This is a genomic window from Pseudoxanthomonas wuyuanensis (assembly GCF_900215535.1).
GTDB lineage: Bacteria > Pseudomonadota > Gammaproteobacteria > Xanthomonadales > Xanthomonadaceae > Pseudoxanthomonas_A > Pseudoxanthomonas_A wuyuanensis.
In genome coordinates this window covers 15,203-37,457 of sequence record NZ_OCND01000010.1, presented here as the reverse complement: position 1 = coordinate 37,457, position 22,255 = coordinate 15,203, and the positions used below count along the sequence as shown (strand labels likewise).

The 22,255-nt window shown below is 66.3% G+C and carries 24 protein-coding genes; 12 read left to right on the top strand and 12 right to left on the bottom strand.

Annotation, left to right across the window (positions count from 1 at the left end; genetic code table 11):
* Positions 1-200: 200 nt before the first annotated feature.
* From CRO39_RS17060 to CRO39_RS17030, 7 genes are all read right to left on the bottom strand, one after another.
* Positions 201-2,267, bottom strand: coding sequence for a glycoside hydrolase family 97 protein (locus CRO39_RS17060; protein WP_097123175.1), 2,067 nt, complete (start codon positions 2,265-2,267; stop codon positions 201-203).
* A 40-nt stretch (positions 2,268-2,307) separates the two neighbouring features.
* A complete protein-coding gene (locus tag CRO39_RS17055; protein ID WP_097123174.1) occupies positions 2,308-3,486 on the bottom strand; it encodes a lipoprotein N-acyltransferase Lnb domain-containing protein in 1,179 nt (392 codons plus the stop codon).
* A gap of 1 nt (position 3,487) precedes the next feature.
* Positions 3,488-4,360 (bottom strand): CorC family transporter, encoded by an 873-nt coding sequence (locus CRO39_RS17050; protein ID WP_097123173.1) that lies wholly within the window; start codon positions 4,358-4,360, stop codon positions 3,488-3,490.
* A gap of 85 nt (positions 4,361-4,445) precedes the next feature.
* Positions 4,446-5,033, bottom strand: coding sequence for a hypothetical protein (locus CRO39_RS17045; RefSeq protein WP_338015731.1), 588 nt, complete (start codon positions 5,031-5,033; stop codon positions 4,446-4,448).
* Between the two features lie 4 nt (positions 5,034-5,037).
* Complete coding sequence (gene ybeY, locus CRO39_RS17040) at positions 5,038-5,526, bottom strand: rRNA maturation RNase YbeY (RefSeq protein WP_097123172.1); 489 nt, start codon at positions 5,524-5,526, stop codon at positions 5,038-5,040.
* Positions 5,527-5,626: 100 nt separating this feature from the next.
* On the bottom strand, positions 5,627-6,613 hold the full coding sequence (locus CRO39_RS17035; RefSeq protein ID WP_097123171.1) for a PhoH family protein: 987 nt from the start codon (positions 6,611-6,613) through the stop codon (positions 5,627-5,629).
* Between the two features lie 10 nt (positions 6,614-6,623).
* Complete coding sequence (locus CRO39_RS17030) at positions 6,624-6,911, bottom strand: hypothetical protein (protein WP_141400847.1); 288 nt, start codon at positions 6,909-6,911, stop codon at positions 6,624-6,626.
* Positions 6,912-7,071: 160 nt separating this feature from the next.
* Here CRO39_RS17030 and CRO39_RS17025 point away from each other — a divergent pair, with 160 nt between their 5' ends.
* The 4 genes from CRO39_RS17025 to CRO39_RS17010 are packed head-to-tail and all read left to right on the top strand — an operon-like array spanning position 7,072 to position 10,771.
* Positions 7,072-7,776 (top strand): TetR/AcrR family transcriptional regulator, encoded by a 705-nt coding sequence (locus tag CRO39_RS17025; protein WP_097123169.1) that lies wholly within the window; start codon positions 7,072-7,074, stop codon positions 7,774-7,776.
* The gene (locus CRO39_RS17020) at positions 7,766-8,737 is read left to right on the top strand and encodes an HlyD family secretion protein (protein WP_097123168.1); all 972 of its coding nucleotides are present in this window, start codon (positions 7,766-7,768) and stop codon (positions 8,735-8,737) included. Before CRO39_RS17025 ends, CRO39_RS17020 begins: the two co-directional genes overlap by 11 nt.
* A 19-nt stretch (positions 8,738-8,756) precedes the next feature.
* Positions 8,757-9,683 carry an ABC transporter ATP-binding protein gene (locus CRO39_RS17015; protein WP_097123269.1) on the top strand — a complete coding sequence of 309 codons (927 nt, stop codon included), beginning with the start codon at positions 8,757-8,759 and terminating at the stop codon, positions 9,681-9,683.
* Complete coding sequence (locus CRO39_RS17010; RefSeq protein WP_097123167.1) at positions 9,680-10,771, top strand: ABC transporter permease; 1,092 nt, start codon at positions 9,680-9,682, stop codon at positions 10,769-10,771. The genes CRO39_RS17015 and CRO39_RS17010 overlap by 4 nt, the downstream gene beginning before the upstream one ends.
* A gap of 85 nt (positions 10,772-10,856) precedes the next feature.
* Here the strand turns inward: CRO39_RS17010 and miaB are convergent, their stop codons facing one another.
* On the bottom strand, positions 10,857-12,341 hold the full coding sequence (miaB, locus tag CRO39_RS17005; protein WP_097123166.1) for a tRNA (N6-isopentenyl adenosine(37)-C2)-methylthiotransferase MiaB: 1,485 nt from the start codon (positions 12,339-12,341) through the stop codon (positions 10,857-10,859).
* 244 nt (positions 12,342-12,585) lie between these two features.
* Here miaB and CRO39_RS17000 point away from each other — a divergent pair, with 244 nt between their 5' ends.
* The 6 genes from CRO39_RS17000 (at position 12,586) to CRO39_RS16975 (ending at position 17,669) form a co-directional block, all read left to right on the top strand.
* On the top strand, positions 12,586-13,512 hold the full coding sequence (locus tag CRO39_RS17000; RefSeq protein WP_097123268.1) for a lytic transglycosylase domain-containing protein: 927 nt from the start codon (positions 12,586-12,588) through the stop codon (positions 13,510-13,512).
* Positions 13,513-13,695: 183 nt separating this feature from the next.
* Entirely contained in the window at positions 13,696-14,307 is a 612-nt protein-coding gene (petA, locus tag CRO39_RS16995; protein WP_097123165.1) for a ubiquinol-cytochrome c reductase iron-sulfur subunit, read from the top strand.
* A 3-nt stretch (positions 14,308-14,310) separates the two neighbouring features.
* Positions 14,311-15,570, top strand: a complete 1,260-nt coding sequence (locus tag CRO39_RS16990; RefSeq protein ID WP_097123164.1) for a cytochrome b — start codon at positions 14,311-14,313, stop codon at positions 15,568-15,570.
* On the top strand, positions 15,563-16,315 hold the full coding sequence (locus tag CRO39_RS16985) for a cytochrome c1 (RefSeq protein ID WP_097123163.1): 753 nt from the start codon (positions 15,563-15,565) through the stop codon (positions 16,313-16,315). The genes CRO39_RS16990 and CRO39_RS16985 overlap by 8 nt, the downstream gene beginning before the upstream one ends.
* Before the next feature lie 182 nt (positions 16,316-16,497).
* Positions 16,498-17,133 carry a glutathione S-transferase N-terminal domain-containing protein gene (locus CRO39_RS16980; protein WP_097123162.1) on the top strand — a complete coding sequence of 212 codons (636 nt, stop codon included), beginning with the start codon at positions 16,498-16,500 and terminating at the stop codon, positions 17,131-17,133.
* 89 nt (positions 17,134-17,222) lie between these two features.
* A complete protein-coding gene (locus tag CRO39_RS16975) occupies positions 17,223-17,669 on the top strand; it encodes a ClpXP protease specificity-enhancing factor (protein WP_097123161.1) in 447 nt (148 codons plus the stop codon).
* 122 nt (positions 17,670-17,791) lie between these two features.
* Here the strand turns inward: CRO39_RS16975 and CRO39_RS16970 are convergent, their stop codons facing one another.
* The 3 genes from CRO39_RS16970 to CRO39_RS16960 form a co-directional block, all read right to left on the bottom strand.
* On the bottom strand, positions 17,792-18,118 hold the full coding sequence (locus CRO39_RS16970; RefSeq protein WP_097123160.1) for a DUF3301 domain-containing protein: 327 nt from the start codon (positions 18,116-18,118) through the stop codon (positions 17,792-17,794).
* 268 nt (positions 18,119-18,386) lie between these two features.
* Entirely contained in the window at positions 18,387-19,262 is an 876-nt protein-coding gene (nadC, locus tag CRO39_RS16965) for a carboxylating nicotinate-nucleotide diphosphorylase (protein WP_097123159.1), read from the bottom strand.
* Complete coding sequence (locus CRO39_RS16960) at positions 19,259-19,528, bottom strand: Trm112 family protein (protein ID WP_097123158.1); 270 nt, start codon at positions 19,526-19,528, stop codon at positions 19,259-19,261. The genes nadC and CRO39_RS16960 overlap by 4 nt, the downstream gene beginning before the upstream one ends.
* A 58-nt stretch (positions 19,529-19,586) precedes the next feature.
* On the opposite strand from CRO39_RS16960, the gene purE reads away from it, so the two are divergent.
* Positions 19,587-20,090, top strand: a complete 504-nt coding sequence (gene purE, locus CRO39_RS16955; protein ID WP_097123157.1) for a 5-(carboxyamino)imidazole ribonucleotide mutase — start codon at positions 19,587-19,589, stop codon at positions 20,088-20,090.
* A 217-nt stretch (positions 20,091-20,307) separates the two neighbouring features.
* Complete coding sequence (locus CRO39_RS16950; protein WP_097123156.1) at positions 20,308-21,450, top strand: 5-(carboxyamino)imidazole ribonucleotide synthase; 1,143 nt, start codon at positions 20,308-20,310, stop codon at positions 21,448-21,450.
* 174 nt (positions 21,451-21,624) lie between these two features.
* On the opposite strand, the gene CRO39_RS16945 is transcribed toward CRO39_RS16950, so the two are convergent.
* Positions 21,625-22,203 carry a superoxide dismutase gene (locus tag CRO39_RS16945; RefSeq protein WP_097123155.1) on the bottom strand — a complete coding sequence of 193 codons (579 nt, stop codon included), beginning with the start codon at positions 22,201-22,203 and terminating at the stop codon, positions 21,625-21,627.
* Positions 22,204-22,255: the final 52 nt, after the last annotated feature.

The following is a 22,255-nucleotide window of genomic DNA, read 5'->3' as shown; positions in this document are numbered from 1 at the left end:
GCCAGATGGGGCGGGCCGGCAAGCCGATCCAAGCGGCCCATCCTTGTACCTGTAGGAGCGACGTAAGTCGCGACTGCCAACTCAAACCACGGCTGAAACCGGCTGTTCACCATCCGGGCGCGCTGCGGCGGGCTCCTCACCATGCGCACCGAATGGCTATCGCGGCGCCATCGCGACTGACATCGCTCCTACACGGCCTCTTACTGCGCGATAAAGCGGATCGCCTGGCCGCCGCCGGCAGCGAGCCGCAGCGTCAACGTATCGCTGCTGGAAACCTCGCGCTCCTCGATGACGATATCTTCCGGCGTGGTCTTCCAGTCCGCCCGCTCGCCGTCGCGGTAGATCTGCGCGGTATAGCGGCGGCCAGCTTGCAGGAACGACAGCGCCACCGGCAGCGAGCGCGCCTGATCGTCGGACACCGCGCCCAGATACCAGTTGTCGCTGTGGCGGTCCTTGCGCGCGATGGTGACGTAGTCGCCGACTTCGCCGTTCAGCACCACGGTCTGGTCCCAGTCCACCGGCACGTCCTTGATGAACTGGAACGGCGCCGGATTGGCCTCGTAGTTGTCCAGCAGATCCGCGGCCATCTGCAGCGGGCTGTAGATGACCACGTACAGCGCCAGTTGCTTGGCCCAGGTGGTGGCCACCTGCGAGCCGGGACGGGTCCTGGTGCCGAAGATGCCCGGCGTGTAGTCCATCGGCCCCGCCAGCAGGCGGGTGAACACCAGGTTGGTTTCGTGCTCGGGCGGGTTGCCGGGGTTGCCCCAGGCGCTGAATTCCATGCCGCGCGCGCCTTCGCGGGTGATCCAGTTGGGGTAGGTGCGGCGCAGCCCGCTGTCCTTGACCGGCTCGTGCGGATTGACGCTGATGTGACGCTTGGCGGCCTCGGTGACCACTTTCAGATGGTGGCGCGCCATGTCCTGGCCTTCGTGCCAAGCATAGTGCAGCTTTCCGTCGCTGCCGATCACCTTGGCCTGGCCGGCATCGGCGACATAACCGGTCTTGACCGCGCGGATGCCCACGCGCTGGTACAGATTGAATGCGGCATCCAGCTGCGATTCGTAGTGCGCCGCATGGCCGGAGGTTTCGTGGTGGCCGATCAACTGTACCCCTTTGGCGTTGGCATAGGCGGTCAGCGCGTCCAGATCGAAGTCGGGATAGGATTCGGTGAAGCTGAAATCCTCGCCGTTGCCGAACCAGTCGCCGTCCCAGCCCACGTTCCAGCCTTCGACCAGCACGCCGCCGAAGCCGTGCGCGGCGGCGAAATCGATATGCCGGCGCACGTTTTCGTTGGTGGCGCCATGCTTGGCGCCGGAGGCCCAGCTTTTCTTGTCCAGGTGCATTTCCCACCAGACGCCGACGTACTTCATCGGCTTGACCCACGACACGTCGCCCAGCGCGTTGGGCTCGTTGAGATTCAGGATCAGGCTGGACATCGCCAGGCCGGCGGCGTTGTCGCTGATCTGCAGCGTGCGCCAAGGAGTGTGGAACGGCGCGTTGCGCACGACCTTGCCGTCGCCGATGCCGGGGGTCAGGTTGGCTTTGAGCCGGTGCGCTTCCACCCGGGTCAGGTTCATGCCCGAATAGTCGACCAGCGCGGCTTCATGGATGGTCACGTGCAAACCGTCCTGCCGGCGCAGCGTGATGGGCGTCTGCGCATCGCCGACTTCCTGCAGTGGCGTGCGGTTGTACAGGTATTCTTCGCGGTTCCATTCGCCGGCAGGAATCCACCAGGCGGTGGCGTCGCCGGCGATGTCGAATTCGGTCAGTTCCTCGGCGATGCGCAGCTGCTTCAGCGCCGCCTGATCCGGGAATTCGTAGCGGAAGCCCAGGCCATCGTCGTAGACGCGGAATACCACGTCGAAGCTGCGGAACGGCCTGGTCCGCTCGGTCAGCGTCACCCGCAGTTCGTTGTAATGGTTGCGGATGTAGCGGCGTTCGCCCCACGGCTGTTCCCAGCGCTGGTCGAAGCTGCGTGTACGCGGATTGGAAACGGCCAGATTGCGTTCGAACTTCGGCGCATCCAGCAGAATCAACCCCAGCCGCGACGACGAAATCACCGGCGCGCCGTTGCGGTCGACCCGGTAGCTGGGGCGGCCCTCGTGGTCGGTGGTGATGCTGGCGGTGAGCCTGCCATCCGGCGAGGCGATGCTGAAAACGGCAGGTGCCGGCGGCGTGGGCGCAGCCGACGCAGGGGCGGAAACGGAAGTGGAGACCGTGATGGAAAGCAACAGCAGCGCGGTCAGCGCGAAAAGACGATTGGGCATGCGGGCTTTCGGCACAGAGCGGCGGAGGCCGCATCCTGCGTCAGCGTTTGCGGTGGGACAAGCGTCTGGGCATGAATACGTATGCAAGCGCCAGATGGATCGGCAACAGCAGCGCGACCCAGGTCTGGTTGTACTGCGGCCGCAACGGCAGCCAGTGCAGTATCCATGCGGCCATCGCGCCGGCGGCGATCAGGCCCAGCAGCCATCCGTTCCAACGCGGCAGCATGCCGCGGCGCAACACGGCTATTGCGCCGGGAATCAGCAACAGGCACAGCGGGTTGAACAACAGCAGGTTGCGGTTGGCCCAGGCGGCTTGGTGTTCGGTGAAACCCCACAGGTACGCCAACAGCGCGCCGGCGATACCGCACAGCAGCCACAGCGGCAACGCCAGCGCAGCGATTGCGCGCGGATGATGGCGCCCCAGCGCGGCTACGGCAACCGCCACCAGCACGCCGGCAATCAACCACGGCAGCCAGCGGCGCGGCGCCTCGGGCGGTTCCGGCGCGGCGCGGTGCGGCAGCAGTTCCACTTGCGATTGCACCAGCGGCCGGCCGGCGCTGTTGCGGACTTCGGCCAGGCTGTCGGCCAGCCGCATCGGTACGTAGGCTTCTTCCCAGCGCGACATCGGATGGTCGGCGTAGGGCCCCAGGCCGATGTCGAAGCCCAGCCACATCCACAGCGCCGGCGAGGCCAGGCGGACGGCTTCGCTGCGGAAGGTGTTGCCGCGCGAGCGCCCGGCCAGTTGCGAGCGCAGCGCCCCGCCCAGCGCCGCGTCCAGCGCATCGCGCACCTGGGTGGAGCAGTTGTCGGTGAAATAGTCGTAGCGGTAGCGGGCGTTCTCGGGCCTGGCGCGCTCGGCCAGCGCATCGGCCAGCGCCTGAGCTTGCTGCGGCGCCAGATCCAGCCATTGCAGGGTGACGCCGCGGCCGGTGTCGCGATAATGCGCCAGATCCTGCTCCAGCGGCAGCGCGACCAGGTAGTACATCATCTGTCCGCGGGCGAAGCGGCCGACGAAATCGGGCTCTTCCGGATCGAAGAAGCCGAAATTGTAGGAAGTGGCCTGGCCGCTGGCCGGATCCGCCACGACGATGGCGTTGTGGCCGAATCGCTCGAAGAAGATCTCGCCCGGCGCCATCGTCGCCACGCCGATGCGCGGCGCGGCGCCGGCGGCGAACGCGCACAGCCACAGCAGCGCCAGCAGCAACGACCGGAGCGGCATGCTAATCGGACAGCACGCCAACGTGGAACGCGTGCACCCTGCGCGCATCGGCCTTGGCCACGCGGAAGGCGAAACGACCCAGGGTGAGTTCCTCGCCGGTTTCCGGCAGGTGGCCGATGGCGGCGGTGACCAGGCCGCCGACGGTGTCGTATTCGTCATCCGGGAAATCCGCACCGAAGGTTTCGTTGAAATCGTCGATGGGCGTCAGCGCATCGACCACGTACTGGCCATCGGCCTGGGCCAGGATCAGGTTGGCCTCGTCCTCGGCCTCGTCGTGCTCGTCGTCGATTTCGCCGACGATCTGCTCCAGCACGTCCTCGATGGTGACCAGTCCGGCGACGCCGCCGTATTCGTCCACCACGATCGCCATGTGGTTGCGCGAAAGGCGGAATTCCTTCAGCAGCACGTTGAGCTTCTTCGACTCGGGGATCAGCACTGCCGGCCGCAGCAACTCATGGATGCTGCCAGGGCCGTTGTCGGCGACCACGCCGCGCAGCAGGTCCTTGGCCAGCAGGATACCCAGGATCTCGTCCTTGTCGTCGCCGTGTACCGGAAAACGCGAGTGGCCCGATTCCACCACCTGTTTCATCAGGTCGAGGAACTTCGCCTGCACCGGCAACGACACCATCTGCGCGCGCGGAATCATCACATCGCCCACGGTCAATTCGGATACGGCGATCGCCCCTTCCATCATCCGCAGGGTGTCGCTGGCGATCAGGCCGTCGCTCTGCGCATCGCGCAGCAGCGCGATCAGTTCGTCGCGCGAGGTAGGTTCGCCGGAAAAGGCCGAACTCAGGCGGTCCAGCCAGCTGCGCCGTTTTTCCGGATGCTTCTCCGGATGTTCCGGCGCGTAGGTACTGTCGTCTTCTGGCATTTCGGGTAGGCAGGCACCCGCGGCGCGGGCGACGGATGAAGTCTAGCAGGCTCAGGCAGCGGTTTCGGCGTTTGCTGCGGTCCTTTTATTCCGCTTCGATGGCCGCTTGCGGTTCCGGTTCGTCCAGGTTTTCCTCTTCCGGATCAATGCTGTAGGTGCAGCCGACCAGGGTCTTGCCCGGGTGCGAAGTGACATTGGACACGTTGAGCACCAGTGAGCGGATCAGCACCAGGCCGCTGGTCGGGTCGCGGATTTCCTCGCTCACCAGCTCCTTGCCGAACATCGCCTTCTCGGGCGTGTCGATGGCCGTTTCCAGGTCCAGCTCCTTCGCCAGCGGACGCGGATCGGGCAGATCCAGGATCGCCATCACGCTGGAACCGGCAAAGGCGATATGGGCGCTGCGGTGGCCGAAGACCTCGATCGGCGCGGTCAGCGCGTATTCGCTCAGGAACATGTTGGTCTGCGGCAGCGGCCGCCAGCCCAGCGACACCGCATTGAGCGGATCCTGCAGCGCGATGGCCAGGGCCATGAAGTTTTCAGGCGTGTCGCGGCAGGCAATCAATGCCGGCAGATCGACGCTGCGCGGGTCGAAAGGCGACGGTTCGGCGTCCTGCGCGGCCGCACCCAGTGGAAACAGCGCTGCCAGCAGCGCAGCAAAAATCGTTCGCGGCATACGGTCACTCGTCGGCGTAGGGGTCGGCAATGCCCAGTTCGGCCAGGATTTCGCGTTCAAGTTGCTCCATGCACTCGGCTTCCTTGTCGTCTTCGTGGTTCCAGCCAAGCAGGTGCAGGGCGCCGTGCACGGTCAGGTGCGCGTAATGGGCGGCCAGCGGTTTTTTCTGTTCCTTGGCTTCGCGCGCCACCACCGGCGCGCAGATGACCAGATCGCCCAGCAGCGGCATCTTCACGCCCTTGGGCAGCTTGACGCCATCGGCCATCTCGGCCGGGAAACTCAGCACGTTGGTGGCGTAGTCCTTGCCGCGGTAATGGCGGTTGAGCGCACGGCCTTCCTTGCTGTCGACGATGCGGATGGCCAGATCGGCTTCGCGGATGCGGCCGTTCAAGGCCGCCGCCACCCAGCGGCGGAAACTCACCGCCGACGGAATGCCCGCGCGCGGCAGCGCGTAGCTGACGGAGACTTCGAGGTGGACGGGGCCCTGGGTCATGGGAAGGCAGACACGAGCGGGGAGGAATGAGGGACGAGTGTAGGTCGGGCGGCGACGGCTTGCATCTTTCGTTCCTCGTTCCCCGGCGCTGGTTTCGCTGTCATGCGGCCGGCCCGGTTTGCGCGTCCTTGTCGTCGCGGGCATCGTAAGCCTGGACGATGCGCGCCACCAGCGGGTGCCGCACCACATCGCGGCTGGTGAAGAAGGTAAAGGAAATTCCTTCCACGCCGCGCAGCACCTCCAGCGCATCCTTCAGGCCGGACTTCTGGTGGCGGGGCAGGTCGATCTGGGTCATGTCGCCGGTGACCACGGCGGTGCTGCCGTAGCCTATCCGGGTCAGGAACATCTTCATCTGCTCGATGCTGGTGTTCTGGGCCTCGTCAAGAATGACGAAGGCGTCGTTAAGCGTGCGTCCGCGCATGTAGGCCAGCGGCGCGATTTCGATCACGTTCTTTTCCAGCAGCTTGATCACCTTCTCCACGCCCAGCATTTCGTAGAGCGCGTCGTACAGCGGGCGCAGATAGGGGTCGACCTTCTGGCTCAGATCGCCGGGCAGGAAGCCGAGCTTCTCGCCGGCTTCCACCGCCGGGCGCACCAGCACCAGCCGCTGCACGCGCGATTCGTTCAGCGCCTCGACCGCGCTGGCCACGGCCAGGAAGGTCTTGCCGGTGCCGGCCGGGCCGATGCCGAAATTGATGTCGTGGGTGGCGATGGCGTGCAGGTAGCCGGCCTGGTTGGGGCCGCGCCCGCGCACGGTGCCGCGTTTGACCTTGATGGCCACTTCCTGCGGCTCGAAGCCGCCGGTGGCGATGTGGTCGACATTGGCCTGGTTCAGCCGCAGATGGATGGCGGAGTCGTCGAAGGTGGTGTCGGCAGCTTCGGCGTACAGCGCACGCAACAGCTTTTCCGTGGCCAGCGCGGCCTTTTGCGGTCCGCTGACCCGGAACACGCTGCCGCGGTTGGCGATTTCCACGCCCAGCCGCAGTTCGATCTGGCGCAGGTGCGCATCGAACGGCCCGCTCAGGTTGGCCAGCCGCTCGGCATCGTCCGGGTCCAGGGTGAATTCGCGTCGGCTGAGGGCAGTCATGTTGCGGTCTTCAATGTCGGGTTTCGTCGTCGTTGTCTTCCACCCGCCACTGGTGGAAGACGTAGGCTTCATCGTCGATCAGGGCCTGGTCGAAATGCTCCGGTTCCGGCGCTTCTTCGCGGCCGATCCGGGCCGGTTCCTCCTGCACGCCGACGACCTGCCAGCCGGCCTGGCGCAGGAACTCGCTGGCGTGGCGGATCGGGTCTTCGGCCAGCCCGGGCATCTGGTAGCACAGCACGAAGGCGCCGCCGAACTCGGCGAACTCCGCCGTTTCCGGCAGCGGCCGGGCTTCGAGCACGAAAACCCACAAGCTGGGGGCGTCCTGGGGGATGGCGGCCGTCCTGGAAGCGCAATGAACAGGGGCCGGCAAGGGTAGCGCGCCGGCCCGCAAACGGCCAGCCGGGACGCCGCGGCCGGCCGGGCTTGCAATTCAATTAATTATAAATTTAAATAGAGCCATGTCGAATCCCCGCCCCCCAAAAAAAGCCAAGTCCGCGCGCGCCGGCCAACCGGCGGCGGAATCCCGGCGTACCCGCGGCCGCAGGCCAACGGCCGACGTCGCCGACCTGCGCGCGCAGTTGCTTGATGCGGCCCTGGCCTGCTTCGCCCGCCAGGGCATCGCCGCCACGTCGCTGCGCGACATCGCCGCCGAGGCAAAGGTGACGCCGGCGCTGGTGCATTACTACTTCGGCGACAAGGCGCAATTGCAGCAGGCGGTGGTGGCGGAAAAGCTGCTGCCGGTCATCGTGCAACTGCGCGAGCCGCTGGCGCAGGCGGGCGACGATGTCGCGGCGCTGGTGGCGGGCTTCGTGCACGGCGTCGGCGGCATCGTCGCGCGTCACCCGTGGTTGCCGGCGCTATGGGTGCGCGAAGTGCTGTGCGAGGGCGGCGCACTGCGCGATGTGCTGCTGCACCAGGTCGGCCCGCTGGTGCCGAAGATGATGGCCGCACGCTTCGCCGAGGCGCAGCGGCACGGCAAGCTCAACCCGGATCTGGACCCGCGGTTGCTGATGGTCTCGCTGGTCGGGCTGACGTTCTTCCCGCTGGCCAGCGCACCGATCTGGCGCGCGCTGTTCGGTGCGCAGGAAGTCGATTTCGATGCGTTGCGCCGGCACACGCTGGTGTTGCTGGACCGCGGACTGGAGCTGGAAAATGGGCAATAACAAGATTCGCATCGCCGCTGCCGTGATGGCGGCATTGCTGGCAGCCGGCTGCCGGCCGTCCGCGCCGCAGGCGCTGGGTACGCTGGAATGGGACCGGGTCAGCCTGCCGGCGCCGGTGGCGGAAAAAATCGTCCGCATCGACGTGCGCGAAGGGCAGCGGGTCGAGGCCGGCGCGCCGCTGCTGCAGTTGGAACTGACCCGCACCCGGTCGCAACTGGCCGCCGCCCAGGCGCAAGCCCAGCAGACCCGCGCGATGCTGGACGAGCTGCAGGCCGGGCCGCGCAGCGAGGCCATTGCGCAGGCGCGCGCCAACCTGGCGGCGGTGCAGGCGCAGGCAAGCGATGCGCGCGCCTATTACGCGCGGCTGCAGCCGCTGGGCCGGCAGCAACTGGTGGCGGCGGCCGAGGTCGACCGCGCCCGCGCCGCCGCCGGCAACGCCGAAGCGCAGGTCCGTGCCGCCCAGCAAGCCTTGCTGGAACTGCAGCGCGGCACCCGTAGCGAACAGATCGCGCAGGGAGAATCGGCGCTGGCCGCCGCGCAGGCGCAGGCGGACGTGCAGACGGTGACGCTGGAGAAACTCAACGTGGTGGCGCCGCGCGCCGGCCGCGTCGACAGCCTGCCGTACAAACTGGGCGACCAGGCACCGGTCGGGGCGCCGCTGGCGATACTGCTGGTTGGCGAGGCGCCGTATGCGCGCATCTACGTACCCGAACCGCTGCGCGCCGGCGTCCAGGTCGGCGATGCGGTGCAGGTGCATGTGGACGGGCGCGAGCGGCCTTATCCCGGGCGCATACGCATGATCCGCAGCGAACCCGGCTTCACTCCCTACTACGCGCTGACCGGCAAGGATGCGGCCCGGCTGAGTTACCTGGCCGAAGTCAGCCTGGGTGCGGAGGCGGCCGATCTGCCGGCGGGGTTTCCGGTGCGGGTGGAATTCGACAAGGCGGCAGAACGTGAATGAGAACGCCGCCGACGTCGCCATCCGCGCGCATGGCCTGACCAAGCGCTTCGGCAATCTGGTCGCGGTCGACAATGTCGAACTGCAGGTGCCGCGCCAGCATGTGTATGGCTTCCTGGGCCCCAACGGTTCCGGCAAGTCGACCACCATCCGCATGCTGTGCGGATTGCTGACCCCCAGCGCCGGTGACATCGAAGTGCTGGGCCTGCGCATTCCGCAGCAGGCCGAGCAGTTGCGTACCCGCATCGGCTACATGACCCAGAAGTTCTCGCTGTTCGAGGATTTGAGCGTGCGCGAGAATCTGGAATTCCTGGCCGCGGTGCAGAACCTGTCCAAACGCGCGGCCGCGCAGCGGATCGACGAACTGCTGCAGCAATACCACTTCCAGGACCGGCAGAAACAGCTGGCCGGCACGATGAGCGGCGGACAGAAGCAGCGCCTGGCGCTGGCCGGCGCGGTCATCCACCAGCCCGAGCTGCTGTTTCTGGACGAGCCCACCAGCGCGGTGGATCCGGAATCGCGGCGCGATTTCTGGGAGAAACTGTTCGAACTGGCCGATGCCGGCACCACCATTCTGGTCTCGACCCACTACATGGATGAAGCCGAGCGTTGCCACCGCATCGCCATTCTCGACCGCGGCGTGCTGGTGGCCGATGGCACCCCGGACGCGCTGACCGGCGAACTGGCCGGACGCAGCCTGACGGTGGACGCCGCGCAACCGCGGCAGGCGCAGAAGGCGTTGCTGGGGGCGCCCGGGGTCATCAGCGTGGCGCAGATCGGCAATACACTGCGCGTGCTGTTGGACCAGGACGGCGGCGATCAGGCCGGCGTCGAAGCCACGCTCAGGCAGGCCGGCGTGGCCGCCGAAGTAACGCCGTCGCAGCCGAACCTGGAAGACGTGTTCGTCGCCGCCACTCGCGGCCAGCCCGCGCGCGAGGCGGCGGCATGAACTGGCGGCGCCTGCAGGCGGTGATGGTCAAGGAACTGCGGCAGATGCGCCGCGACCGCATCACCCTGGCGATGATCGTCGCCATTCCGGTGATGCAGCTGCTGCTGTTCGGCTACGCCATCAACACCAACCTGCGCGATCTGACCGCCGGGATCGCGGACCAGGCCAACACCGCCGGCTCGCGCGCGCTGGTGATGGATATCGTCGCCACCACCGTGGTCACGCCCACGCTGGCGGCCGAGACACCGCAGCAGCTGATGGAAGCGATGCGGCGCGGCGAGATCAGCATCGGCATCGTGATTCCGCCGGATTTCGAACGCCGCCGCATAGAAGGCCGCGAACGCGTGCAGATTCTGGTCGACGGCAGCGACAATGCGGTGCAGAGCGCCGCTGCGCAACTGGCGCAGATGCCGCTGGATGCCCCAGTCCGCACGGGACCCGCGATCGAACGGGCGATCAGCGTGGTCGCGTTCTACAACCCGGAGCGCCGTTCGGCGGTCAACATCGTGCCCGGCCTGATTGGCGTGATCCTGACCATGACGATGGTGCTGTTCACCGGCGTGGCGATCGTGCGCGAGCGCGAACGCGGCAACATGGAATTGCTGATCGCCACCCCGGTCAGCAGCGCCGAACTGATGATCGGCAAGGTGCTGCCGTATGTCGCCATCGGCCTTGTCCAGACCAGCGTGGTGCTGGCGCTGGGACTATGGCTGTTCCAGGTGCCGCTCAACGGCAGCGTATTGCACGTCTATATCGCGGCGATGCTGCTGATCGTCGCCAACCTGACCCTGGGTCTGTTGATCTCCACCCGCGCGCAGTCGCAGTTTCAGGCCATGCAGATGACGTTCTTCATCTTCCTGCCGTCGATCCTGCTGTCGGGTTTCATGTTCCCGTTCGCCGGCATGCCCAGGCCGGTGCAATGGCTGGCCGAAGTGCTGCCGTTGACCCATTTCCTGCGCCTGATCCGCGGCGTGATGCTGCGCGGTGCCAGCCTGTGGGAACTCTGGGTCGATGTGCTGGCCCTGTTGGCGTTCACCGTGGCGATGATGACGTTGGCGATCTCGCGCTTCCGCAAGCGGTTGGATTGAAAGAGCGAGTAACGGGTGAAGAGAAACGAGGAACGAGTGCCGGGATTGAGCCGCCTTTCTCTCGTTTCTCGTTTCTTTCCACTCGTTACTCGTTCTTGACTCGGCCGCGCAGCGAATTGGTCAGCGCTTCGGTTATCACGACATCGACGAACTGGCCGATCATCCGCGGGTGGCCGGGGAAGTTCACCGAGCGCATGTTCTCGGTCTTGCCGGTCAACTCATTCGGGTTCTTCTTGGAAGGGCGCTCGACCAGCACTGACTGCACGCTGCCGACCATGGCCGCGGAAATCTTTGCCGAGTGCGCATTGATATGCGCCTGCAGCCGTTCCAGCCGCGCGTGCTTGACCGCATCGGGGGTGTCGTCTTCCAGATCCGCAGCGGGAGTGCCTGGGCGGCGCGAATAGATGAAGGAGAAGCTCTGGTCGAAGCCGACATCCTCGATCAGCTTCATCGTCTTGTCGAAGTCGGCATCGGTTTCGCCAGGAAAACCGACGATGAAGTCCGACGAGATGGAGATGTCCGGCCGCACCGCGCGCAGCTTGCGGATCTTGGACTTGAACTCAAGCGCGGTATAGCCACGCTTCATTGCGCTGAGGATGCGGTCGCTGCCGGCCTGCACCGGCAGATGAAGGTAGTTGGCCAGTTGTGGCACGTCGCGGTAGGCCTCGATCAGCGAGTCGGAGAATTCCAGCGGATGCGAGGTGGTGAAGCGGATGCGGCCGATGCCGTCGATCTCGGCGATGGCCCGGATCAGCAGGCCCAGGTCGGCGACTTCTCCATCGCCATAGGGCCCGCGGTAGGCGTTGACGTTCTGGCCCAGCAGGTTGACCTCGCGCACGCCCTGCGCGGCCAGTTGCGCCACTTCCACCAGTACGTCCTCGAACGGGCGGCTGACTTCTTCGCCGCGGGTGTAGGGCACCACGCAGAAGCTGCAGTACTTGGAACAGCCTTCCATGATCGAGACGAATGCGCTGGGGCCCTCGGCGCGCGGCTCCGGCAGGCGGTCGAACTTCTCGATCTCGGGGAAGCTGATGTCCACCTGCGGCTGGCCGCTGGCGCGGCGCTCGCGGATCAGCTCCGGCAGCCGGTGCAGGGTCTGCGGGCCGAACACCAGGTCCACGTAGGGTGCGCGCTTGACGATGGCCGCTCCCTCCTGCGAGGCGACGCAGCCGCCGACGCCGATGATGACCGGCTTGCCGCCGGCTTTCAGCCGGCTCTCCTGGAGCAGGCGCCAGCGGCCAAGCTGGCTGAACACCTTTTCCTGCGCCTTCTCGCGGATGGAGCAGGTGTTGACCAGCACCACGTCCGCTTCCTCGGGGTTGTCGGTCAGATCCAATCCCTCGGCTGCGGCCAGCACATCGGCCATCTTGGCCGAGTCGTACTCGTTCATCTGGCAGCCGTGGGTCTTGATAAAGAGCTTGCCCCGCGCAGGCAAGCCTGCACTTGGCTTTCCCCGGACAGGCGCGCCATCGGGCGGCGCCGGTCTGGCGCCGGGCAGCGGCAGCAGTTCGGGGGCGGTCACGGCGGAACCGGCCGTGGTCGGCATTGCGGGGGCGGGCGTCCCGGGCATGGTGGTTATTCCAGGCGGGTTGGCGGGCAGGGCGCGTAGTTTACGCGGGATGGGCCGGCAGAACGACGGGACAGGGCCGGTTTCGCCCGCCTTTGCCGTAAACCCAGGTAAGGCCGTCACAGGCGCCGTGTCCGCTGGCCACTGCCGGCGGATGTCCGGATCCCGGACTGGCCGCACAGAATTGGAGATTCCTTTCTTGGACAAGGACTTGGCAAGCTGGCATGAATTGGGGACACTGCGCCGCATGAGGGGGATGCTGCTATTGGGGATGCTGGCCGCAAGTGCCGCGCTGCCTGCCGGTGCGGGCACGCTGTACAAGTGCACCGGCGGCGATGGCATTCCCAACTACGTCAGCAAGCGGGTCAGCGGGGCCAATTGCGAAGTCGTCAGCCGCTATGCCCCGGGCCGGCAGAACGCCGCTGCGGTGTCCAGCGTGTCCCGGCCAGCCAGCGCGCCGTCCACACCGGCGGTCCCGCCGACCACGCCAGGCAACGCAGCCGGCGCGGTCGCCACCGTCGCCGGGTCCGTCTCAGCCGGCGCGTCATCGGCGACGCCCCGGCCGGCCACTCCGGCTGCCTCGACCGGTACCCGCCGTGTCGTCAGCGGGCAGGTGTATTCGTACATCAAGGACGGCGTACGCCACTACACCAGCGCCAAGCCGCAAGGCGGCACCCAGGTCGCCAGCCTGAAGACGATCCGCTACAGCTTCATCGAAACCTGCTTCGCCTGCGGCAATCCTGGCGTCAATTTCGGCACGCTGCGCCTGAACACCTCGGCCTACCAGGCCGAAATCGCTGCCGCATCGCGGGAGTTCGGCGTCGAAGAAGCGGTTATCCGCGCGATCATGCATGCCGAATCGTCCTATAACCCGATGGCGCTGTCGCATGCCGGCGCGCAGGGCCTGATGCAGCTGATGCCGCCCACTGCGCGCCGTTTCGGCGTCACCGATGCCTACGACGCCAGCCAGAACATCCGCGGTGGCGTGCAATACCTGGCCTGGTTGCTGAAGCGCTTCAACGGCAATCTGACCCTGGCCGCGGCCGGCTACAACGCCGGCGAAGGTGCGGTGGACCGCCACGGCGGCGTGCCCCCGTACAAGGAAACCCAGCGCTATGTCGAGCGGGTGGCGGTGCTGGCCGAACGCTACCGCGGTGCCGTCGCCGCGCGTTGAGCGATGACGCAGGGCAGCGCGGCTGAGGGCCGCTGCCTCTTTGCAAGTGCTTGATTTTGCGCCTGCCGTTGTCGGCCGATTAAGGCTTCCGTTACACTTTGTCGTCTTTGCGGCCCGTGCCGGCGGTTTGGTGCGGGTCACGGCAGCCTTACGCTACCTATTTTGAATGTTTCGGAGTGCCGGATGGCCAACGATGGGGTCAATGAGCCTGTGAATACGGGCCGACGCCGGTTCCTGACCGCGACCACGGCTGTGGTCGGTGCGGTGGGAGCCGGGTTTGCAGCTGTTCCGTTTATCAAGTCGTGGAACCCGAGCGCGCGGGCCAAGCTGGCCGGCGCTCCCGTGACCGCCGACATCACCGGCCTGCAGGAAGGCCAACGGCTGATTCTGGAGTGGCGCGGACAGCCGATCTGGATCGTCAAGCGTTCCAAGGCGGTGCTGGACGCGCTGCCCACGCTGGACGCCAACCTGCGCGATCCCGAGTCCAAGAACACCGAACAGCAGCCGGCCTACATCACCGGCGAGCTGCGCTCGATCAAGCCGGAAATCTCGGTGCTGGTCGGCCTGTGCACGCATCTGGGCTGTTCGCCGGAAATGGCCGCCGAAATCAAGCCCGAGCCGTACGACCCCAACTGGAAGGGCGGTTATTTCTGCCCTTGCCACAAGTCGCGCTTCGACATGGCCGGCCGCGTGTTCCAGGGCGTCCCGGCGCCGACCAACCTGGTGGTGCCGCCGCACTACTACGAAAACGACACGACCATCGTGATCGGCCTCGATCCCCAGGGAGCCGCGTAAGCCATGTCCAACATCATTACCCGTACCGCCAACGGCGTCTGGGATTGGGTCAACGCGCGCGCGCCCGGCATGATGCCGGTGTACCGCAAGCACATGACCGAGTACTACGCGCCGAAGAACTTCAACTTCTGGTACTACATGGGTTCGCTGGCGCTGCTGGTGCTGGTCAACCAGATCGTCACCGGCATCTTCCTGACGATGCACTTCAAGCCGTCTGCGGCCGAAGCGTTCTCGTCGGTCGAGTACATCATGCGCGACGTGGAGTGGGGCTGGCTGATCCGCTACATGCACAGCACCGGCGCCTCGCTGTTCTTCATCGTGGTCTACCTGCACATGTTCCGCGGGCTGATGTACGGCAGCTACCAGAAGCCGCGCGAGCTGGTGTGGATCCTGGGCATGCTGATCTACCTGGTGCTGATGGCCGAAGCCTTCATGGGCTACGTGCTGCCGTGGGGCCAGATGTCGTTCTGGGGCGCCAAGGTCATCATCTCGCTGTTCGGCGCGATTCCGGTCATCGGCAACGGCCTGACCGAATGGATCATGGGCGACTACCTGCCCGGCGATGCCACCATCAACCGCTTCTTCGCCCTGCATGTGATCGCGCTGCCGCTGGTGCTGTTGCTGCTGGTGGTGCTGCACCTGGGTGCGCTGCACGAGGTCGGCTCCAACAACCCTGACGGCGTCGATATCAAATACGGTCCCAAGGGCAACCGCTGGGACGCTTCCAAGCCGGCCGACGGGATTCCGTTCCACCCGTACTACACGGTCAAGGATCTGGTCGGGGTGGGCTTCCTGCTGATCATCGCGGCCTTCGTCATCTTCTTCGCGCCGAGCTTCGGCGGCTGGTTCCTGGAGCACGACAATTTCATCGAGGCCAATCGCCTGGTCACGCCGGCGCACATCAAGCCGGTCTGGTACTACACCCCGTACTACGCGATGCTGCGGGTGGTGCCGGACAAGCTGGGCGGCGTGATCGTGATGTTCGCGGCGATCGCGGTGCTGTTCCTGGTGCCGTGGCTGGATCGCGCCAAGGTGCGCTCGGTGCGCTACCGCGGCTGGATGAGCAAGGTGGCGCTGGGCGTGCTGGCCATCTGCTTCGTCTGGCTGGGCAAGATCGGCGCCGGCCCGGGCACCGACCCGGTCGAGACCATCATCGGCCGCGTGCTGACCTTCCTCTACTTCGCTTTCTTCATCACCATGCCGCTGTGGACAAAGCTGGACAAGACCAAGCCGGTGCCGGAACGGGTGACGACGCATGACTAAGACTTTCGCCTCCCGCCTCGCCGTTTTCGCCAGCGGGCTGTTGATTTCCTTTTCCGCGCTGGCGGCCGAGCCTGGCGCTGCCCTGCAGCAGGCCGGCAACGACCTGTACGACAAGGCATCGCTGCAGCGCGGCGCGCAGCTGTACATGAACTACTGCTCCGGCTGCCATTCGCTGAAGTACCTGCGCTATTCGCGGATGGCCGAGGATCTGGGCCTGACCGAAGACGAGGTGATGAACAACCTCAACTTCACCGGCGCCAAGTTCGGCGAGCACATCCAGGTCTCGATGAAGACCGACGACGGCAACGCGTTCTTCGGCAAGATGCCGCCGGACCTGTCGCTGATCACGCGCACCAAGCTGGGCGACTCGGACTGGATCTACACCTACCTGAAGTCGTTCTACCTGGACGAAACCCGTCCGCTGGGCTGGAACAACCAGTTGTTCCCGAACGTGTCGATGCCCAATCCGCTGTGGGAGCTGCAGGGCCTGCAGCATGCCGAGTTCGGCGAAGCCGACGAAGCGGGCGAGCGGCCGGTCAAGGGGCTGAAGATCACCCAGCCCGGCCGCCTGAGCGCGGCGGAGTTCGATCAGGCGGTACGCGACATCACCAACTTCCTCGAGTACGCCAGCGAACCGGCGGCGCTCAAGCGCCAGAGCATGGGCGTCTGGGTGATCCTGTTCCTGGTGGCGCTGACTTTCCTGGCCTATCTGCTCAAGCAGGAATACTGGAAAGACGTGCATTGATGTGAATTCCTCCGCATCGGACCGGCGGCTGGTTGCGCCGGGGGATGCGGGCAGGAAAGCCTGATGCGGGGATGGCTTGGCTTTTTCCTGAAGGGGTTGCACACTCGAGGGCCGTGGCGACCGTCAGCAAGGGGCTGGCGGCGCTGGTGCGATCGGCGGATTCCGATCGTCGGAGAGCCTTGATGGCTGCGAGTCCACGTATGCGCAATACACTGACGCTGTTTTCCTCCACCGACGATGTGCTGTGCCACCGCGTGCGGCTGGTGCTGGCGGCCAAAGGGGTCAGCTACGACCTGGTCGCGGTGGATCCGCAGAATCCGCCCGAAGATCTGATCGATCTGAATCCCTACCATTCCGTGCCCACCCTGGTGGAGCGGGATCTGGTCCTGTACGCCGCTTCGGTGGTCAGCGAATACCTGGACGAACGCTATCCGCATCCGCCGCTGATGCCGGTGGATCCGCTTTCGCGTGCGCGCCTGCGTCTGGCCATGCTGCGCATCGAGCACGATTGGGTGCCGCAGGTGCAGGCCATCCAACTGGGCAACAAGCAGCAGGCCGAGTCCGGCCGCAAGCGCCTGAAGGAACTGCTGACCGCATCGGTGCCGCTGTTCAAGGCCAGCAAGTTCTTCCTCAATCCGGAAATGAGCCTGGCCGATTGCGCGATGGCGCCGATCATCTGGCGGCTGCCGTCGCTGGACGTGGCGCTGCCCAAGGACGGCAAGGTCATCGAGGACTACGGCAATCGCATTTTCCGCAACCCCGGTTTCGTCCGCAGCCTGACCGACGCGGAGAAGAAGCTGCGGGAACTTCCGGTGTAGGGGGGAGGAAGAAACGAGTGAAGAGGAACGAGTAAAGGCAACAGCCGCACGTACTCACTCGTTGCTGCTTCAACGGCTAAACTGCACGCATGACTGAATCCACGCCCTCCATGACCAGCCACCGCCCGTACCTGCTGCGGGCGCTGGCCGAATGGATCGCCGACAACGGCATGACCCCGCACCTGCTGGTCGATGCGACCCAGGCCGGCGTGCAGGTGCCTGCCAGCGCGATCAAGGAAGGCAAGGTGGTGTTGAATATCGCCGAGCGCGCGGTGGTGCGCCTGCAGATAGACAACGAGGCGGTCAGCTTCACCGCCCGTTTCGGTGGCGTCAGCTATCCGGTGATGGTGCCGATTTCGGCGGTACTGGCCATCTACGCGCGCGAAACCGGGCAGGGCATGGCGTTGCCGGAGGAGATTGGCCGCGACAGCCCGGGCCATGGCCAGGACGACGACGATCTGCCGCCGCCGGACGCGCCAACGCCGGAAGACACGCCGCCGGCGGGAAAACGCCCACATCTGCGCGTGGTGAAGTAGCCGATTCTTGGTGTCGGGTGCGGGAGCGACGCAAGTCGCGAGAACTTGGAACTGTCGCGACTTACGTCGCTCCTACAATCCCCACCTCACAATCTCCAAAGCGGCGGCGGCCCTTTTCGGCTTTAGCGTTCCAACGGCGCCACGCTCGGTCGCACCGGCCCGATGAACGACACCAGTTGCTCGCCGCGCAGCACCAGCCGGCCGATATGGCGGTCGATGCCGTCATAGGAATATTCGAAGCGGAACGAACGCTCGAAGCCCAGCTTGCCGTCCTCACCACGGCGCACGCGCAGGCCGTGGGCATGCACGGTCTGGTCCAGCCACAGCACGTCGGCGGCCTTGCAGGCATCGCGGCCCAGCTTTTCGGCGCGTTCGGCGGCGGCGCGCGCGGCGTTCCAGTAGGCGAACATGGCGGCGCCGGCAATCATCAGCAGGATCAGGGAAGGCATGGGCTGCGACGGAAGGCGAAGATTGGGGAGGCGATGGTCGACAGCGTAACGCGTTTGCCGCCGGTCCGGTGCCGGCCGGAATCCGTTGAAAACCCCACCAGGGCAACGCGGGAGCGGCCGGGAGCGACGCAGACAAGCGAATACCGTGAAGCCCGTAGGATGCGGTAAGCCCAAGGCGCACCGCATCGCGCGCGGTGCGGACAACGCCGTGTCTCGGGCGCGCCGCGAGCGATGCGGTTCGCCTTGCCCACCGCATCCTACCTGGGCTTTACAGAGGTGGCGGCGCCGGCCCCAGCTTCATCGACAGATCGATGGCGCGCACATGTTTGGTCAGGCCGCCGATCGAGATGAAATCCACGCCGTCTTCGGCGATATCGCGCACGCTCGACAGGTCCACGCCGCCGGAAACCTCCAGCGGAATCCGGCCATCGAAGGGCGCGGCGGCGGCGCGGCGGACCGCTTCGCGCCGGGTCTGGGCATCGAAATCGTCGATCAGGATGCGCTCGCAGCCGGCCGCCAGCGCCTCATCCAGCTGCGCCAGCGTTTCCACTTCCACGATCAGCGGCAGCGCCGGTTGCGCCGCGCGCGCGGCGCGGACCGCTGCGGTCAGCGAGCCGGCGGCACGGATGTGGTTTTCCTTCAGCATCACCGCGTCGTACAGGCCAATGCGGTGGTTGAGCCCGCCGCCGCAGCGCACTGCGTACTTCTGCGCCAGGCGCAGGCCGGGCAGGGTCTTGCGGGTGTCCAGGATGCGGGTGCGGGTACCGCGGACGGCGTCCGCATAGGCCGCGGTGACGGTGGCGGTACCTGACAGGGTTTGCAGGAAATTCAGCGCGGCACGTTCGGCGGTCACCAGTGCGCGGGCGCGGCCGGACAAGGTCGCAAGCACGGTGCCGGCCGCCACGCGGTCGCCTTCGCCAACGCGCCAGTCGATCCGCACCTGCGGATCGAGCGCCCGATGGCAGGCGTCGAACCACGGCCGCCCGGCAATCACGGCGTCTTCCTTGCACAGCAGGTAGGCGATATCGGCCACATCGGGCAGCAGCGCCGCGGTCACATCGCCGCTGCCCACGTCTTCGGCCAGCGCGCGTGCCACGTCGGCGGCAATGGTTTCGGCCGGCGGCGGCATGAAAGGACCGCTCATCGCGCCGGGAAGTCCTCGACCTGGGCGGTGGCGATGGCTTCCTCGGCCAGCAGCACCGGAATGCCGTCATCCACGCGGTAGACGGTCTTGCGGTCGCGGGTCACCAGCGCCTGGCGCAGGGCATCGGTCTGCGCGCTGTCGTCGGCGCGCTTGACGGCACCGGCGGCGATGGCCCGGTTCAGGGCATCCAGCCCGCGCGCCTCGAGCAGCGCCAGCGGCTGGCGGGTGGTGGGGCAGCACAGCAGGTCCAGCAGTTTGCGATCCATGGGGTCCAACGTCGTTCGGCAAGGAGGGTAGAATACGTCTTTGCGACAGAGGACGGCCATGACCGCCACCGTTTCCGGCCCCGTGGTGGGCATCGTGATGGGCTCCCGCTCGGACTGGGAGACCATGCAGCATGCCGCGCAGAAACTCGATGCGCTGGGCGTTCCGTACGAGGTGAAAGTGGTGTCGGCGCACCGCACCCCGGATGTGCTGTTCTCGTATGCCGAATCGGCCGGCGTGCGCGGCCTGCGCGCGATCATTGCCGGCGCCGGCGGCGCCGCCCACCTGCCGGGCATGCTGGCGGCCAAGACCGCCGTGCCGGTGCTGGGCGTGCCGGTGCAATCCAAGGCGCTCAACGGCATGGACTCGCTGCTGTCGATCGTGCAGATGCCGGCCGGCATCCCGGTGGCCACCTTTGCCATCGGCAACGCCGGTGCGGCCAACGCGGCGCTGTTCGCCGCTGCACTGCTGGCGCCGGAGCATCCTGCCATCGGTGCCGCACTGGATGCCTTCCGCGCGCGTCAGACCGACGATGTGATGGCCCACGACGACCCGCGCCAATGACCACGACGGTAGGTATCGACAAGCACGCGCTGCGCGCACGTCTGTCTCCCCCTTCCCATCCGCGCCCCGGCCCGGCGCAGCACGCCGGGCGTTCGGACGGCCTGCGCGGCAGTGCCGCGCCAGCAGGCCGTCCTCACCCCGCAAGCGGGAGAGGGGGAGTAGGTGCCATGCGAGTTCGCCTGGAGTGGCAGGCCGGATTACGGGAGCGACTTCGCGCATGACCACCGTCGGTATATTGGGAGGCGGGCAGCTGGCCCGCATGCTGGCGCTTTCCGGCGCGCCGCTGGGACTGCGCTTCCTGGTGATGGACACCGAAGCCGACGCCTGCGCCGGCCAGTTCGCGCCGTTGCTGGTTGGCGACTACCGCGACGAAGCCGCGCTGGCCGAATTCGCCTCGCGCGTGGACGTAGCCACCTTCGATTTCGAGAACGTACCGGCCGAAAGCGCCGAGTGGCTGGCGCAGCGCATTCCGGTTTTTCCCAATCCGCGCGCACTGGCGGTGGCGCAGGACCGGATGGTCGAAAAGAGCCTGTTCCGCCGCCTCGGCATCCCGGTTGGCGAGTTCGCCGCGGTATCGGCGCGGACCGAACTTGAGGCCGAAGTCGCGCGCATTGGCGGGCCCTGCATCCTGAAGACGCGGCGGCTGGGCTACGACGGCAAGGGCCAGTTCCGCATCAGGACGGCGGCCGATATCGAGGCTGCCTGGCAGGCGCTGGGCGAGCAGGCTTCGAGCGTCGGTTTGATCGTCGAAGCCTTCATTCCGTTCGAACGCGAGCTGTCGGTGGTGGCGGTGCGCGGCCGCGACGGCGAATTCCGCACCTGGCCGCTGACCGAGAACTGGCATGTCGACGGCGTGCTGTCGGCCAGCCTGGCACCGGCCACGGTGGACGCCGCATTGGCGCAGAGCGCTTTTGGCCATGCGCGCAAGCTGGCCGAAGCGCTGGACTATGTCGGCGTGTTCGCGCTGGAGCTTTTCTACCGCGATGGCCAGCTGCTGGCCAACGAAATGGCGCCGCGCGTGCACAATTCCGGCCACTGGACCATCGAAGGCGCAGAGACCTCGCAGTTCCAGAATCACCTGCGCGCGGTGCTCGGCCTGCCGCTGGGTGCCACCGACACGCTGGGCCATGCCTGCATGCTCAACTGGATCGGCGCCATGCCCGATGCCGCCGCGGTGCTGAACCAGGCCGGCGGCCATTGGCACGACTACGGCAAGCAGCCGCGCGCCGGGCGCAAGGTCGGGCATGCCACGCTGCGGGCGGACAATCCGACCGGACTGGCGCAGGCGCTTCAGCAGGCCGGCGACGCGCTTGGCCGCCAGGCCCAGGTGGCGCCGGTGGTGGGGCGCCTGCTTACATAAACCAACATTGATTGTAGGAGCGACGTGAGTCGCGATAAGGCTTCACCGATAAAGCATCGCGACTTGACCAGCCATTCGGCTGTTGAAAACCGTCGCTCCTACAACCGACGTTCTTGATCAACAAAAACGGCCGGGTTTCCCCGGCCGTTCGCATGAGGCGGCGGTGCGGAAGCCTTATTTCAGATTGCCGGCCACGAAATCCCAGTTGACCAGCGCCCAGAACGATTCCACGTACTTCGGGCGCGCGTTGCGGTAGTCGATGTAGTAGGCGTGTTCCCACACGTCGATGGTCAGCAGCGGAGTGTCTTCGCCGGTCAGCGGGGTGGCGGCATTGGAGGTGCTGGCCAGCGCCAGCGAACCGTCAGGACGCTGCACCAGCCAGCCCCAGCCGGAGCCGAAGGTGCCGATGGCGGTCTTGGTGAACTCTTCCTTGAATTTGGCGAAGTCGCCGAAGGCCTTGTTGATCGACTCGGCCAGCTTGCCGGTGGGTTCGCCACCCCCGTTGGGTTTCAGGCAGTTCCAGTAGAAGGTGTGGTTCCAGATCTGTGCGGCGTTGTTGAACATGCCGCCCTGCGACTTGCGCACGATCTCTTCCAGCGTCAGGTTGGCGAACTCGGTGCCTTCGATCAGCTTGTTGAGGTTGTCCACATAGGTCTTGTGGTGCTTGCCGTAGTGGTAGTCGATGGTTTCGCCGGAGATATGCGGTTCCAGCGCGGTGCGGTCGTACGGAAGGGGAGGCAGTTCGATGGCCATGGCAGGGATCCTTAACGCTAGGCGGTGAGTCGGGCGTCGGTTTGGCGACGCG